This window comes from Pseudomonas sp. P20 (assembly GCF_016463925.1).
In the GTDB taxonomy this organism is placed as follows: Bacteria; Pseudomonadota; Gammaproteobacteria; order Pseudomonadales; family Pseudomonadaceae; genus Pseudomonas; species Pseudomonas aeruginosa.
Genome location: NZ_JAEMVM010000008.1, coordinates 105,786 through 120,233 on the forward strand (window position 1 = coordinate 105,786; position 14,448 = coordinate 120,233).

13 protein-coding genes are annotated in these 14,448 nt (G+C 67.0%); 2 read left to right on the forward strand and 11 right to left on the reverse strand.

Features of this window, described 5'->3' with window-relative positions:
* Positions 1 to 10: 10 nt before the first annotated feature.
* The 5 genes from JHD77_RS11060 to JHD77_RS11080 all read right to left on the reverse strand — a co-directional run bounded on the left by JHD77_RS11060 (position 11) and on the right by JHD77_RS11080 (position 5,669).
* Positions 11 to 1,312: a cytochrome c gene (locus JHD77_RS11060; RefSeq protein ID WP_003117755.1), complete on the reverse strand. Its 1,302-nt coding sequence runs from the start codon at positions 1,310 to 1,312 to the stop codon at positions 11 to 13.
* A gap of 49 nt (positions 1,313 to 1,361) precedes the next feature.
* Entirely contained in the window at positions 1,362 to 3,608 is a 2,247-nt protein-coding gene (locus JHD77_RS11065) for a xanthine dehydrogenase family protein molybdopterin-binding subunit (RefSeq protein WP_016253590.1), read from the reverse strand.
* Positions 3,605 to 4,096 carry a (2Fe-2S)-binding protein gene (locus JHD77_RS11070; protein WP_003097907.1) on the reverse strand — a complete coding sequence of 164 codons (492 nt, stop codon included), beginning with the start codon at positions 4,094 to 4,096 and terminating at the stop codon, positions 3,605 to 3,607. The genes JHD77_RS11065 and JHD77_RS11070 overlap by 4 nt, the downstream gene beginning before the upstream one ends.
* 206 nt (positions 4,097 to 4,302) lie before the next feature.
* Positions 4,303 to 4,725, reverse strand: coding sequence for a MarR family winged helix-turn-helix transcriptional regulator (locus tag JHD77_RS11075; RefSeq protein ID WP_003120438.1), 423 nt, complete (start codon positions 4,723 to 4,725; stop codon positions 4,303 to 4,305).
* Between the two features lie 38 nt (positions 4,726 to 4,763).
* Positions 4,764 to 5,669 carry a substrate-binding periplasmic protein gene (locus JHD77_RS11080; protein WP_003120437.1) on the reverse strand — a complete coding sequence of 302 codons (906 nt, stop codon included), beginning with the start codon at positions 5,667 to 5,669 and terminating at the stop codon, positions 4,764 to 4,766.
* Here JHD77_RS11080 and JHD77_RS11085 point away from each other — a divergent pair.
* Positions 5,668 to 6,702, forward strand: coding sequence for an amidohydrolase family protein (locus JHD77_RS11085; RefSeq protein WP_003097898.1), 1,035 nt, complete (start codon positions 5,668 to 5,670; stop codon positions 6,700 to 6,702). The genes JHD77_RS11080 and JHD77_RS11085 overlap by 2 nt on opposite strands.
* Positions 6,703 to 6,770: 68 nt before the next feature.
* Positions 6,771 to 7,247, forward strand: coding sequence for a DUF3859 domain-containing protein (locus JHD77_RS11090; protein ID WP_003087466.1), 477 nt, complete (start codon positions 6,771 to 6,773; stop codon positions 7,245 to 7,247).
* 140 nt (positions 7,248 to 7,387) lie between these two features.
* Here the strand turns inward: JHD77_RS11090 and JHD77_RS11095 are convergent, their stop codons facing one another.
* The 6 genes from JHD77_RS11095 to JHD77_RS11120 form a co-directional block, all read right to left on the reverse strand.
* Entirely contained in the window at positions 7,388 to 7,828 is a 441-nt protein-coding gene (locus tag JHD77_RS11095; RefSeq protein ID WP_003087468.1) for a winged helix-turn-helix transcriptional regulator, read from the reverse strand.
* Positions 7,829 to 7,933: 105 nt separating this feature from the next.
* Positions 7,934 to 9,559 carry a methyl-accepting chemotaxis protein gene (locus JHD77_RS11100; RefSeq protein ID WP_003097894.1) on the reverse strand — a complete coding sequence of 542 codons (1,626 nt, stop codon included), beginning with the start codon at positions 9,557 to 9,559 and terminating at the stop codon, positions 7,934 to 7,936.
* Positions 9,560 to 9,713: 154 nt separating this feature from the next.
* Positions 9,714 to 10,931, reverse strand: coding sequence for a beta-ketoacyl-ACP synthase I (fabB, locus tag JHD77_RS11105; protein WP_003097892.1), 1,218 nt, complete (start codon positions 10,929 to 10,931; stop codon positions 9,714 to 9,716).
* Between the two features lie 11 nt (positions 10,932 to 10,942).
* Entirely contained in the window at positions 10,943 to 11,458 is a 516-nt protein-coding gene (fabA, locus tag JHD77_RS11110) for a 3-hydroxyacyl-[acyl-carrier-protein] dehydratase FabA (RefSeq protein ID WP_003087475.1), read from the reverse strand.
* Positions 11,459 to 11,646: 188 nt separating this feature from the next.
* Entirely contained in the window at positions 11,647 to 13,602 is a 1,956-nt protein-coding gene (locus tag JHD77_RS11115; protein ID WP_003097889.1) for an ATP-binding protein, read from the reverse strand.
* On the reverse strand, positions 13,599 to 14,357 hold the full coding sequence (locus tag JHD77_RS11120) for an ABC transporter substrate-binding protein (protein ID WP_003120435.1): 759 nt from the start codon (positions 14,355 to 14,357) through the stop codon (positions 13,599 to 13,601). The genes JHD77_RS11115 and JHD77_RS11120 overlap by 4 nt, the downstream gene beginning before the upstream one ends.
* Positions 14,358 to 14,448: the final 91 nt, after the last annotated feature.

Consider the following 14,448-nt stretch of genomic DNA (forward strand, 5'->3'; position numbering starts at 1 on the left):
GCCGCATGCTTCAGGGCGCCGCCTGTCGGCGCAGGCTTGCCGCCTTGGCCGCGAGGTCCGGCCAGGCGGGCTTGCCGGCGAAACGCTCGCGCAGGTAGTTGGCCAGGGCGGCGACTTGCCGGTCGTCGAGGCTGTGGCGGAAGCCGGGCATATAGCCGAGGTCGCCGGTGGCCGGGCTGTGGATGCCGTCGAGGATGATCCGCAGCAGGTTGTCCGGGCTGTCCGCATGCACATTGCTGTTCAGCGCCAGGGATGGACGCACGCCGAAGAAGCGCGGTCCGTCGCCGTCATGGTGGCAGGCCAGGCAGGCCCCGGCGAACAGGCGCGCGCCGCTGCCGCTGGGCGGTTGCACGCGGCCGTAGCCCTGCCGGTCGAGGCGTTGCGCCTGTTGCTGATCGGTTTCCCCGGCCGGGGCAGCGGCGTAGGACGCAAGGTAATGGGCCAGGGCCCGCAGGTCCTCGTCCGACTGCTTGGCCAGGCCTTCGCCGACCACTGGCGCCATCGGCCCGCTGGCGACCCCGTGGTAGGCCGAATAGCCGTGGCGGAGGTAGGCGTAGAGGGCCTCCTCGCTCCAGGCGATGGGCGCCGGCGAACTGGCGTTCAAGGCTGGCGCGGTCCAGCCCTCCGCCTCGCCGCCGGCGAAGTGCGCGCTGCCGGACTTTTCCGCGCCGAGCGCATTGCGCGGCGAGTGGCAGGCGCTGCAATGGCCGAGGCCTTCGGCGAGATAGGCGCCGCGGTTCCATTGCTGGTTGCGCGTCGGCTCGTCGCGGTAGGCGCCGGGCTCCAGGAACAGCAGGTTCCAGCCGGCCATCAGCTGGCGTTGGTCGAAGGGGAACGGCAGCTGGTTGGCAGGCGTTTCGCTGTGCACCGCCGGCTGGCTCATCAGGTAGGCGTACAGGGCCTTCAGGTCTTCGTCGCGAGTCCTGGTGAAGGCGGTGTAAGGGAACGCCGGATACAGGTAGCTGCCGTCGCGGGCCACGCCATGCCGCATGGCCCGCTCGAAGGCGGGGTAGGACCAGCCACCGATGCCGCTCGCGCGATCCGGCGTGAGGTTGCTGCTGTAGATCGTCCCGAACGGCGTCGGCAAGGCCCGTCCGCCGGCGTTGCGCGGGCCGCCTTCGCGAGTGTGGCAGACCGCGCAGTCGCCGAGGGCGGCGAGGCGTTCGCCGCGGGCGATCTGCTCGGCGCTGAAGGGACCGGGTGTGCCTTCCAGTGGCCCGATGGCCGGTTGCCAGGCGTAGCCGAGGGCGATGGCGGCGAGCGCGACGAGGCTGCCGGAGGCCCAGAGGCCGATGCGTGTTGCCTTCTTCATCTGTCAGTCATCCACTGCGCGGGGCGCCGCGGCGCCCCGGGGAAAAGGATCAGGCCTGCGCGCTGCGCAGCGCCGCGAGTACGCGTTCCGGAGTGAACGGCACCTGTCGCAGGCGCGCCCCGGTAGCGTCGAAGATCGCATTGGCGATGGCCGCGGCGCTGGGCACCGAGGCTGACTCGCCAGCGCCCATCGGTGGCTGCTCGGGGCGGTCGAGCAGCAGTACGTCGATCTCCGGCAGTTCGGGGAAGCCGAGGATCGGGTAGCCGCCCCATTCCAGGCTAGTGACGCCACGGCGGTCGAAGGTGGCGAACTCCTTGAGTACCCGGCTGGTGGACTGGATGACGTTGCCGTGGACCTGGTGCCTGACCCCATCGGGATTGACCATCTGCCCGCAGTCATGGGCGACCCAGACCTTGGCGACGCGCACCGCGCCGTTCTCCGGGTTCACCTCGACGTCGACGATCCAGGCGGCCCAGGCGGCGCCGAAACCGGGAAACTTGCTGTGGAAGTAGCGCGCATAGGCGAAGCCGCGTCCCTTCAGCAAGCCGTCCCGGCGCGCCTCTGGGTTGGGGGAGGTGCGTGGCTGCCAGCCGGCGCGGGCGACCAGGGCGTCGATCAGCGCCAGGGCGCGCTGGTCGTCCAGGTAGCGGCGGCGGAAGGCGATGGGGTCGATGCCGGCCAGGTGCGCCAGTTCGTCGATGTAGGACTCATGGGCGAACACGTTCGGCAGCGCCGAGACGCCGCGCATCCAGGACGCGCGGACGATAGGGGCGGCGTCGTTGGCCACCACCCGCATCCGCGGGTAGCGGTATTGCGGGATCGCGGTGCGGTCGCCCATGTCGGCCACCTGCGGGGTGGCCGGGATCCGCCCGGTGAGGAGCAGGGCCAGGGTCGGCGCGCCGTTGGAGGGGTAGCAGGTGGCGAAGTCGTAGGCCGCCACCCGGCCTTGCTCGTCGAGACCGCCGCGGACCTCGATCAGTTGCGCGGTGCCTTTCGGTTCCCAGCCATGTTCCTGTTCGCGCATCAGTTGTACCCGCACCGGCCGGCCCACTGCCTGCGCCAGGAGCACGGCGTCGGCGCTGACGTCGTCGGCGCCGTTGCGTCCGTAGCAGCCGGCGGCTTCCATGCGGATCACCTCGATGTCCCCGGTCTCGCGCTGCAGCAGCCTGGCCAGGTCGTTGCGCAGGTCGTGCGGGTTCTGCGTGCCGGACCAGACGCGAGCGCGCTGCGCATCGACCTCGGCGAGGGCGCAGGAAGGGCCGATGGAGGCGTGCAACTGGTAGGGCCAGACATAGGTGGCCGACAGCGGCCGGGCGATGCCCGCGAGGTGCTGCTCGAGACCGGGTGAGTCGTGCAGCGTGCGTGGCTTCTTCGGATGCCGGCGAAGCGTGTCCTCGAGCCGGTCGGGTTCCAGCGGCGGCAGGCCCTGCCAGTCCTTCCAGCGCACCTTGAGCTGGCGCGCGGCGCGGATCGCCTGCTCCTCGCGTTCGCAGACCACGCCGACGAAGTCGCCGATCACGACCACCTTGACCAGCCCCGGCAGCCCGGCGACCGAGCTTTCGTCCACCGCCAGCAGGCCGCTGCCGAGCGGGGCGCTGACATCCGCGCCGGTATAGGGCGGGCGTACCACTCGCCCATGCAGCATGCCGGGCAAGCGCATGTCGTGGACATAGGTCAGTTGACCGGTCAGCTTCGCCGGGATGTCCACCCGACGCACCGGCTTGCCGACCAGACGGTACTCGCTGCGCGGCTTGAGCGGCGCCTTGCCGTCGATGTTCAGGTTGAAGCGCTGGCCTCGCAGCAACTCGCCGTAGCCGATCCGTCGCTGCGGATTGGCGGCGGCGAAGACCTGGCCGTTTTCGCTGCGCAGGCTGTCCGGATGCACCGGGAAATGGCTTCCGGCCTGGCGCAGGAGGAAGCGCCGGGCTTCGGCGGCGGCCTGGCGCAGCGGCACGGCGCTGACCTGGATGCTGGCGCTGGCGATGGTCGGCCCCTGGTCCGGTGTGCGACGGGTGTCGCCGAGGATCATCTCGACCTGCTCGAACGCGACGTCCAACTCTTCGGCGACGATCTGCGCCAGTGCCGTGCGGATGCCGGTACCAAGGTCGACGTGGCCGCAGAAGGCGGTGACCTTGCCGTCCGCGGCAATGGCGATGAACGAGTCGACCTGGTCCAGCGGCAGGTCGGTGGCGCCCTGCTCGGCAAGGGCGAGCAGCGGGGCGGGCAGGTTGACGGTGACCAGCAGCAGGCCGCCGGCCTTGAGGAAGCCGCGTCGCGAGGGATTGGCCAGGCTCATGCCGGGTGCTCCTCCTGATGCTCCTTCAGGCTCTCGGCGGCACGCCGCACGGCCTTGAGAATCTCCACATGGGTGCCGCAGCGACACAGGTTGTAGGCCAGTTCCTGGCGGATCTCGCCGTCGCTGGGGTTCGGGTTGCGATCCAGCAACGCCTTGGCGGTCATCACCATGCCGTTGATGCAGTAGCCGCATTGGGCGGCCTGTTCGTCGATGAAGGCCTGTTGCAGCGGATGGGGATGGGCGGCATCGCCGAGTCCTTCGAGGGTAACCACCCGGCGGCCTACGGCGGCCTCCACCGGGGTGATGCAGGAGCGGGTGGCGACGCCATCCATCAGCACGGTGCAGGCGCCGCACTCGCCGAGGCCGCAGCCGAACTTGGGACCGTTCAGTTGCAGGTCGTTGCGCAGGACATAGAGCAGGGGGGTATCGGGGGCGACATCGAGGCGCAGGGACTGACCGTTGACGGTCAGGGCAAGGGCATCGCTCATGGCGGTTTCTCCCCATGCCGGCGGCATGGCTGTTCATCAGGCGGATATCCCGTCAGCCGTGCCTGGTAGCATGCGGCTATGCGGGAATTTGTTTGTATACAAACATGTTATGAACGCCTGCGGCGAACTGTCAATGGCAGGCCGCTACGACGAAAGGCGCAGCTCCGGGCGACGCAACGCGGACAAAAGGATAGACCGCAATGGCCTCAGGTCAGGCGAGCGAGCAACCCGCGCAGGGTTTCCTGTTCTTGCGGGGAGAGGGGGGCCAAGGCCTGCCGGTTGATCTCGCGGGCGGCCGCCAGGCCGGCCTCGAGTTCGGCGCGTCCGGCAGGACTGAGGCTGACCAGCAGGCGCCGGCCGTCGTCCGGATCGGCGCTGCGCTGGATCAGTCCCCGTTTGTCCAGGCGCTCGACGACGCCCTTGATGGTCGCGGCGTCCATGGCGGTGAGTCGGCCGAGCTGGTTCTGCGGGCAGGGTCCGGTCTCGCCGAGGCGGACCAGGGCGGCCCACTGGGTGGGGGTCAGGCCGTTGCCGATGCCATTGGCGAACAACGCCGCATAGCGCTGGTTGGCTTGGCGCAGGATGAAGCCGATCTGGTCGTCGAGGCGGTACGGGGCGTTACGGGACATGCTGGACATCGGTGGTGGCGTGAGGGCTTCATTCTAGCTCACGGCCGGTACCAGAGCGCCTCGCGCTGAAAAGGAGTTTTTCCTGGAAGATAGGGGTTTTTCAGCTCGATTATTCTCCGCTGCCGAAGGGCAAGCTTGCCCAGCCGCGTCTTGAAATGTCGCTCGAACAGCCGTTCGAAGCTACCGTCGGCAATCGCCTTCTCCAGGCCCTGGCGAATGGCCTCGGCCAGTTCCGGGCGTTGACGCGAAACGAAGAAATAGAAGGCCGCGGGGTAGTGCAGGGCCACGTGCTGGTCGATCGCCAGGTGCAGCCCGGCGCGGGAGGCGTCCTCCAGTTCTCCGTCGATCACTACGACCTCGCGGGGGAAGACCTCGAAGCGGCCGGCATCGAGCATGCGGAACAGGCTCTCGTAGTTCTGGCTGGTCTTCACCTCCAGGCCGTTGGCGCGCAGGATCGGTGTGTCGGCCCAGTCCTGGCGCTGGCCGAAGCGCAGGCGGCGGAGATCGTCGAGGGTCCGCGCCGAGGCCAGGAGATCCTTGTTGGCGGCGCTGACCAGGGGGATGCGCCAGCCGATCAGGCCGCGATAGATCGGAATGCGGATCGGCAGCAGGGTCTCTTCCAGGTCGTCGCGGGACTGCGCCCACATCACCTGCAGGCCCGGATCGTCCTGCTCCAGGCGCAGTTGCGCACGGGACTGCGGCATGGGCTGCGCGCTGGGCTCCAGGCGGTAGTCGCCGCCGCTCCTGGCCAGCGCCAGTTGCAGCAGCTCGACGACGTAGGGTTCGGGGTTGCGCCCTTCGGAGTGGCGCGGATAGATCACCCGTTCGCCAGCCCCGGCATGCCAGGCCAGCAGGCCGAACAGCAGGGCCAGCCAGCGGAGCGGCGAACCCTGGCCGAGCGGCAGCGGTCTATGTTCACTCAGGCCTATCAGGAGGAATGCCATGGCTGGCCCCCGTACGCGTGCCCTGTTTTCGACATTGTTCGCCCTGTCCCTGGTGACATCCTTGACCCATGCCAGGGATTATCGCTACAGCGACGCTCACGTGCACTATGTGGATTTTTTCCAGGAAAGCGAAGGCATGCCGCGGCTGCTGGAGGCGATGGACAAAGGCCGGGTCGACCATGTGATGCTCAGCGGCGTCGCGGTCGCCAAGAAATGGCACGAGGACGAGCCGAAGCGGCCGCGCTACTACGCTGGCGACGATGCCGGAGCCTATTGGTACAGCGCCACCGACGTGATCGTGGCGGCGGCGGTGAAATCCCTGCCAGCCGAGCAGCGGCGGCGCGTGCATCCGTTCCTGACCGGTTTCAACCCGACCGACAAGAACGCCGACGCGCACATCCGTCGCATGCTGGAGCTGGACCCGGGACTCTGGCAGGGCATCGGCGAGATCTTTACCCGTCACGACGACCTCACCGCGCTGACCTACGGCGACGTGCCGAGGGCCAACAACGAGGCGCTGGCGCGGGTCTATCACCTGGCCGCCGAATTCGACCTGCCGGTGTTGCTGCACGCCAACGTCACTTCCAAGCGCGAACGTAACCCGCTGTACCTGGCGGAAATCGAGGAGCCCCTGCGCAATCACCCGCATGTGCGGTTCATCTGGGCCCATGCCGGGACCAGCATGGAGATCCATCGCCACCAGAAGAAACTGGACTTCCTCCTGCCGACCCTTCGGCGTCTGCTACAGCGCTACCCGAACCTCTACATCGACCTGTCCTGGTCGGTGTTGCGCCCGTACCTGCTGGACGAGCAGGGCAAGCCCGATCCGCAGTGGCTGGCACTGGTCGAGCGGTTTCCGCAACGCTTCATGCTCGGTTCCGATGTGGTCGGCCAGTTCGACAGCCTGCCCGAGTTGATGGCGAGCTTCGATCCGTTCCTCGACGCCTTGCCCGAGCAGGTCGCTCGCCAGGTGGCGCGGGACAACTTTCTGGCGGTGCTGCCGCGCCAGCCCGCCGATCCGCGAGGCGAATAACCCGGATTCGTCATCAGTCTGTCATGCCGGCGTCATAGGCTCGCGCCAGTCCCATCCAGGAGTGAGTCATGTCCTTCATCCGTTCTTGCATCAGTCGTTCCGTCTTCCTGCTCGGCGCCGGCGTCGCCGTGGCGGCGCAGGCCGAGGTGCGTATCGACGGCCCCATCGAATATGGCGTGTTCGAAAGCCGCTACCAGGATTTCCAGCCCGGCGAACGGGTATTGACCCGTAGCGAGCAGAACATCCAGCAGACCACCGAAGTCCCGGCCAAGCTCGGCACCAAGTTCGGCATGCGTTATCAACTCAGCGGCAAGCAGGAAGGCGATACGCCTTTGACGCTGCTCTACCTCACCCCGGGCGTGGTCACTCCGGATGGTCAGCGGCATGACAAGTTCGAAGTGGTGCAGAAGCTGGTGCCGGGCGCGCCGACCGATGTCATGGCCTACGAATTCACCGAGCCGCACGAAGTGGTGAAGGGCGAATGGCGGTTGATGGTGTTCCAGGGCGATCGCCTGCTGGCGGAGAAATCCTTCGACGTGCGCTGAGCGCGAGCCATGCAAAGCGCTGGTTTTCTTGTGTGGCGTGGATAACGCGGGGGCGCCATTCGCTCTACCGGGCAAGGGTTGCCTGCGTGCGGTAGGGCGGCGTACGAACGGATGCCGACGGTAGCCTGTTCGTCCTTCGATCAGTCCCTGCTGACCCGGGTATCTTCCGCGGCGAGCGGACTGCCGTCGCCGGCGCGTACCTGCAGGCGCGGCACCGGCTGGCCGCTGTCGCGCTCGACCAGGCGGACATGGGATTCGTCCGGGGCGAAGAAATAGTCCTCGCCCCACTGCCGAATCGCCACCAGCAGGGGGAAGAGCGCGCGTCCCTTGTCAGTCAGGCGGTATTCCTGGTGACTGCCGCTTTCGGCCGGGACCGCCACCATCACGCCGTGCTCCACCAGGTTGCGCAGGCGCGCCGCCAGGATGTTCTTGGCCAGGCCGAGGCTCTTCTGGAATTCGCCGAAGCGCGTCAGTCCTTCGAAGGCATCGCGCACGATGAGCATCGACCAGCCGTCGCCGATCACGTCCAGCGGGCGGGCGACTGGACAACTGGCTTGCTTGTGGCTGGTGCGCTTGACCATCTGGGCGGCTCCGGAGGGGGAGAGGATCGGGTTTCATGGTAAAACCCGGGCTTCACGCTGGGCAACCGGAGGAAGTGCGCCGCCGTGAGACGGCGCACGGCATGGTCAGACGACGAAGCGGGTGACCATGTTGTTCAGGTCGATGGCCAGTTGCGACAGTTCCTGGCTGGCGGCGGCGGTCTGGTTGGAGCCGGCGGACGTCTGCAGCGAGATGTCGCGGATGTTCACCAGGTTGCGGTCGACCTCGCGGGCCACCTGGGCCTGCTGCTCGGAGGCGCTGGCGATCACCAGTGTACGCTCGTTGATCTGGCCGACCCGCTCCGCGATCTCGTTCAGCGCCAGGCCGGCGGCTTCGGCGATCTCCAGCATGTTGCGGGCGCGTACGCTGCTGCTGTCCATGGCGCCGACCGCGGCGCCGGTGCCTTCCTGGATGTTGGCGATCATCTGCTCGATCTCGCGGGTGGATTCCTGGGTGCGATGGGCGAGGGCGCGAACCTCGTCGGCGACCACGGCGAAACCGCGGCCCTGCTCGCCGGCGCGAGCCGCCTCGATGGCCGCGTTGAGCGCCAGGAGATTGGTCTGTTCGGCGATACCGCGGATCACGTCGAGGACCTTGGAAATGTCCTGGGCCTTTTCCGCCAGGCCGCCGACCAGCGCCGAGGTATTGTCCACTTCTTCGCTCATCAGGCGGATCGCCTGGACCGTCTCCAGTACCCGCTGGCGTCCGTTCTGCGCCGATTGCTCGGAGGCGGACGAGGCGTCCGAGGTGGAGCTGGCGTTGCGCGCCACTTCCTCGACGGCGGCGGTCATCTCGTTGACCGCGGTGGCGGCCATCTGGATTTCGTCGTTCTGCTGGGTCAGCGAGCGGTTGCCCTGCTCGGTGACGGCGCTGAGTTCCTCCGCGGCGGAGGCCAGTTGGGTCGCCGAGCTGCCGATCTGCTGGATGGTCTGGCGCAGTTGTGCCTGCATGCCCTGGAGGGCGACCAGCAGCTTGGCCGGTTCGTCGCGGCCAGAGGTGTCGATGCGGCTGGTGAGGTCACCGGAAGCGATCACCTCGGCCACTCGCAGCGCCTCGCCGATCGGTTGGGTGATGCTGCGGGTGAACAGCCAGGCCAGTACCACGGTAGCGAGGCCGGCGACCAGCAGTACGCCGATCACTGCGGCGAAGGCGCTGTCATAGACCTCATCGGCCGTGTGGCTGGCCTGGCTGGCGCCCTTGACGTTGAAGTCGATCAGCGCCTGCAGTTGCTGCTGGGTGGCGCGGTACTGGTCGAGCAAGGTGCTTTCGGTGTACTGGCGGGTCTCTTCCAGCGGCTTGCTGCGCGACATCTGCACCAGGGTCTGCTGGCTTTGCAGGAGCGTCTGCCGGGTAGCCAGGTAGCGCTCGTAGATCGAGCGCTCGTCGGCACCACTGATCAGCCGTTGGTAGGCGCCCTCGCGATCGGTCAGTTCCTTGCCGATTTCCGTCATGCGGCTTTCCAGGAAGCGCTTGCTGCTATCGTCCGCCGCCAGCACATGGGCCAGTTGCACCTGCCGCAGTTCGGCGAGCAGAACGTTCAACTCGGCGCTTTCGCGGACGCTAGGCAGCCAGTTGTCGCTGATGTCCGAAGAGGCTTCGTTGAGCGAACCCATCCGGTTCAGGGAAAAGATGCCGGTGATGACCAGCAGAGCGGTGATCAGGGCGAAACTCAGGGCGGCACGGGTCGCGATGGGCATACTGCGCAAAGACATGATGGCGGATTCCAGGGGGCAGGAAGAGGGACGGGGCTGACCAGTACTATCGGCAGGCAGGGCGGGAGGTTTAGCCCGTTCATGCAGTCCGGGTAAAGAAACGCTGGGTACAAAAAAGCGCCCCGGAGGGCGCTTCATGCGGCGATGGAGGGAATCAACCCTGCCAGCGCTTGAGGACCAGGGTGGCGTTGGTGCCGCCGAAGCCGAAGCTGTTGCTCATGACGGTATCGAGCTTGGCGTTCTCGCGGGTCTCGCGGAGAATCGGCAGGTCGGCCACTTCCGGGTCGAGTTCGTCGATGTTGGCGGAGCCGGCGATGAAGCCGCCCTCCATCATCAGCAGGCAATAGATCGCCTCGTGCACGCCGGCGGCGCCCAGCGAGTGGCCGGACAGGCTCTTCGTCGAGCTGATGGCCGGCGCCTTGTCACCGAACACTTCGCGCACGCCTCGGATCTCGGCGACGTCGCCGACCGGGGTGGAGGTGCCGTGGGTGTTCAGGTAGTCGATCGGCGCGTCGACGGTGGCCAGCGCCTGCTGCATGCAGCGGATCGCGCCTTCGCCGCTCGGGGCGACCATGTCGTAGCCGTCGGAGGTGGCGCCGTAGCCGACGATCTCGGCGTAGATCTTGGCGCCGCGCTTGAGCGCATGCTCCAGCTCCTCGACCACCACCATGCCGCCGCCGCCGGCGATGACGAAGCCGTCACGCTTGGCGTCGTAGGCGCGGGAGGCCTTTTCCGGAGTGTCGTTGTACTGGGTGGAGAGGGCGCCCATGGCGTCGAACAGGCAGCTCTGGCTCCAGTGTTCCTCTTCGCCGCCGCCGGCGAAGACCACGTCCTGCTTGCCCAACTGGATCTGTTCCATGGCTTGGCCGATGCAATGGGCGCTGGTGGCGCAGGCGGAGGAGATCGAGTAGTTGACGCCCTTGATCTGGAACGGTGTGGCCAGGCAGGCCGATACGGTGCTGCCCATGGTGCGGGTCACGCGGTATGGGCCGATGCGCTTGACGCCTTTCTCGCGCAGGGTGTCGATGGCTTCCATCTGGTTCAGGGTGGAAGCGCCGCCGGAGCCGGCGATCAGGCCGGTGCGGGGGTTGGAAATCTGTTCCGGAGTCAGGCCGGAGTCCTTGATCGCCTGCTCCATCGCCAGGTAGGCGTAGGCGGCGGCATCGCCCATGAAGCGGAAGACCTTGCGATCGATCAGCTCTTCGAGGTTCAGGTCGACCGAACCGGAAACGTGGCTGCGCAGGCCCATCTCGGCGTAGGACGGATTGAAGCGAATGCCGGGCCGACCCGCACGGAGGTTGGCGGAAACGGTGTCTTTGTCATTGCCGAGGCAGGAAACGATGCCCAGACCGGTGATAACGACGCGACGCATGCGGATAACCCTTAGAAGCTGTCAGTGGAGGTGAACAGGCCGACGCGGAGGCCTTCGGCACTGTAGATTTCGCGGCCATCGACGCTGACGGTGCCGTCGGCGATGGCCAGGACCAGCGAACGATTGATCGTGCGCTTGATATGAATGTTATACGTGACCTTCTTCGCTGTCGGCAGAACCTGACCGAAGAACTTCACTTCGCCCGAACCCAGGGCGCGGCCGCGGCCGGGGTTGCCCTGCCAGCCGAGGTAGAAACCGACCAGCTGCCACATGGCATCCAGGCCCAGGCAACCGGGCATGACCGGATCGCCTTCGAAGTGACAGGCGAAGAACCACAGGTCCGGGTTGATATCCAGCTCGGCGACCAGCTCGCCCTTGCCATACTTGCCGCCGACATCGCTGATGTGAACGATGCGATCGATCATCAGCATGTTGGGGGCGGGAAGTTGCGCGTTACCCGGGCCGAACAGCTCGCCGCGACTGCAGCGCAGCAGGTCTTCTCGGGTGAAGGCGTGTTGTTTGGTCATGCGAGCTCCTCAAAAATCCCTGAACTGCAGGGTTGTGGCGGTTCGTCCAGCGGCCGTCGCGCCGGGTTATTGTATCGGCGTCGCAGCGGCAGCCTAGTCATAGACTGTTGCGTTGCGGTGAAAGTCACAGTGTCCGGCGAACAGATGTTCACTTTATTCCCGCGTCCGCTTGCCGCCCTTGTCGTAGATCATTCCGGCTCCCCTCGTCCGGTTTCGTTCGATGTCACGGGGAGTTCCGGCTGCGAGCCGATCCAGCGTTGCAGTATGCGTTGCAATTCCGCCCGTTTGAATGGCTTGGCCAGGTAATCGTTCATTCCCGCCTGCAGGCAGTTCTCCCGATCGCCCTGCAGGGCGTTGGCGGTCAGGGCGATGATCGGTACCTGCCGGCCGTTCTCCTGGGCCCTGATTTCCCGTGTCGCCGAGTAGCCGTCGAGCACCGGCAGGCGGCAGTCCATCAGGATCGCGTCGTAGCGCTGGCGCTCGGCGCTGCGTACCGCCTGGATACCGTCGGCGACCAGGGTGACGCGATAGCCGAGGCTGCGCAACATGGCTTCTATGACTGTCTGGTTCACCGGATTGTCCTCGACCAGGAGGATTTCCTGACCGGCGGCGACCGGGGCGGCGTCGCCGGCGGCCTGCTGCCGGTGCGCCGGCGACTGCTGGAAGGGCAGCGGAATCTCCAGGGTGAAGGTCGATCCCGAGCCTTCCTTGCTCTCTGCCTGCAGGGTGCCGCCCATCCGTTCCGCCAGGGTCCTGGCGATCGCCAGGCCGAGCCCGGTGCCGCCGTAGCGTCGGGAAATCGACGAATCCGCCTGCTGGAAGGCGTCGAACATATGTTCCAGGCGTTCCGGCGAGATGCCGATGCCGCTGTCGTGCACCGCGCAGGTCAGCCACAGTACGTCGTGATCGAGAGCCTGCCACTCCAGGCTGAGATGGATGGCGCCTTCCTCGGTGAACTTCAGCGCATTACCCAGCAGATTCACCAGGATCTGTCGGATCCGCGTCGGATCGCCGCAGACCTCGATATTCTCCAGGCCGGCCTGGATCTGCAATTCCAGCGCCAGTCCGCGTTGCTGGGCGCTGTGCTGGAACACCAGGGCGGAGCCTTGCACCAGTTCCAGCAGGTTGAAGGGAATGCACTCCAGTTCCAGCGCGCCGCGTTCGATCCTTGAGAAATCGAGAATGTCGTTGATGACCTTCAGCAGGTGTTCGGTGGACTCGGTGGCCAGCGCCGTGTACTCGGCCTGTTCGCGGGTCTGCTCGGTGGTTTCCAGCAGTTGCAGCATGCCCAGCACGCCATTCATCGGGGTGCGAAGCTCGTGGCTCATCATCGCCAGGAAGTCGGACTTCGCCCGGTTCGCCTGCTCCGCTTCCTCGCGGGCGCTGATCAATTGGCTGATCGCCTGTTCCTGTTCCCGGCTCGCGCGGTCCAGCCCGCTGGCGAGATTGTTGATGTGACGGGCCAGGTCGCCGATCTCGCCGTCGTCGAGGATCGGCAGGCTGGTCTTGTAGTCGCCGCTCTGGATCGCCTCGACCGCCTGGCCCATGGTGCTGATCGGCGCCGACAGGCGCTGCGCCAGGCGGCGCGCGACGAGGAAGGTGAGGATCAGGGCGAAGGCGGCCAGCAGGGCGGCCTTCAGGAGGATTTCCTGTTGCCGCTGGCTGAAGGCGTCGTTGGACATGCCGACCACCACCCGGCCGAGGTAGTCCTCGCCGGACTGGCCGTCGCCTTCGCTGGCGCCATCCAGCAGCGGGTCGCTGGCCAGGGCGATACGCTGGCGCTGGATGGTGGAGTGGAAGATGTCGATCGGCGCGGCGTTCTGCAACGCGCCGGGCAACTGTTCGACGTACACCAGGATATTGTCGTTGCGGTCGCGTACCTCGATGAAGCGCACATGCGGGGTGTCGAGGGTGGCCTGCAGCAGCTTCTGCAGCACGGGCGTGTTGCCGGCGATCACGCCGTATTCGGCGGCCGGCGCCAGCTGGTCGGCGATCAACTGGCCGGTATGGGTCAGTTCCTGGCGCAGGTCCTGCAGGCGCGAGTAGGTGAAGTAGGCGGTGAGCAACAGGGTCAGCAGCAGCGCCGGGCCCAGGCTGATTGCCAGCATGCGGGTACGGATGTCCCAGCCGTGGCGCTGGCTCATGGTTCTTCTCCTTCGGCGAGGCGCCGGCCGAGGTCGGCGTCGCTGGCCAGGTCGATACCCAGGGAACGGGCTACCTGCCGATTGCCGAGCACCTTGAAATGCCCTGGATAGAGGCTGAGGGGCCAGTGCCTGGGCGCCTGGCCGAGCAATTCGTCGAGGGTGTCCAGCCAATCCTCCTGGTCGCTGTAGCTGCTCGCCAGGCTGCCGGCCTTGACGAAGGCTGCGGTGGGGCCGAGCAGCGCGCGGTTCTTGGCGTAGCTGCCGAGCAGCAGGCTCTTGATGCTCTGCGAGTTGTACAGCTGTTTGTCGTCGATGCCGAGCAGCAGGTCACTATTGCCGAGCAGGAACTGCAGCGGGCGCGGGTCGTCGTTGCCGCTGCTGCTGGCGACGAACAGCTGGAGCCCCTGGCTGCGGGCCTCGCGGCGAAGCTCGTCGAGGAGGAATTCGCTGTCCTTGCCGTAGAGCACGCCGATGCGCTGGATGCCCGGCAGGATCAGGCGCGCCAGGCGGAGCTGGCGGGACGCCGGCGGGTCGCTCCAGAGTACGCAGAGACCTCCGACGCCGTGTCCGCCATGTCCGTTGGCGCCTGGCAGCAGGCGCTGGCCATCGACCCGGTTGAGCAGCAGCGCCAGGGTCGGCGGCGCCCGGTGCTGGCGCAGGCGCCAGGCCAGGGCCTCGGGGCCGAGCAGGAGCAGGCGGGTGTCGTCGGCGAAGACCATCCCCTCCGCCAGGGCCGCGGGCGTGCGCAGTTCCACCTGGTCCTGCGGCCGTCGCTGCGCCAGGGCATCGCGAAAGGCGTTCACCGCGGCCCCCTGGTTGGCGCTGACCAGGACCAGTTGCGCGGCC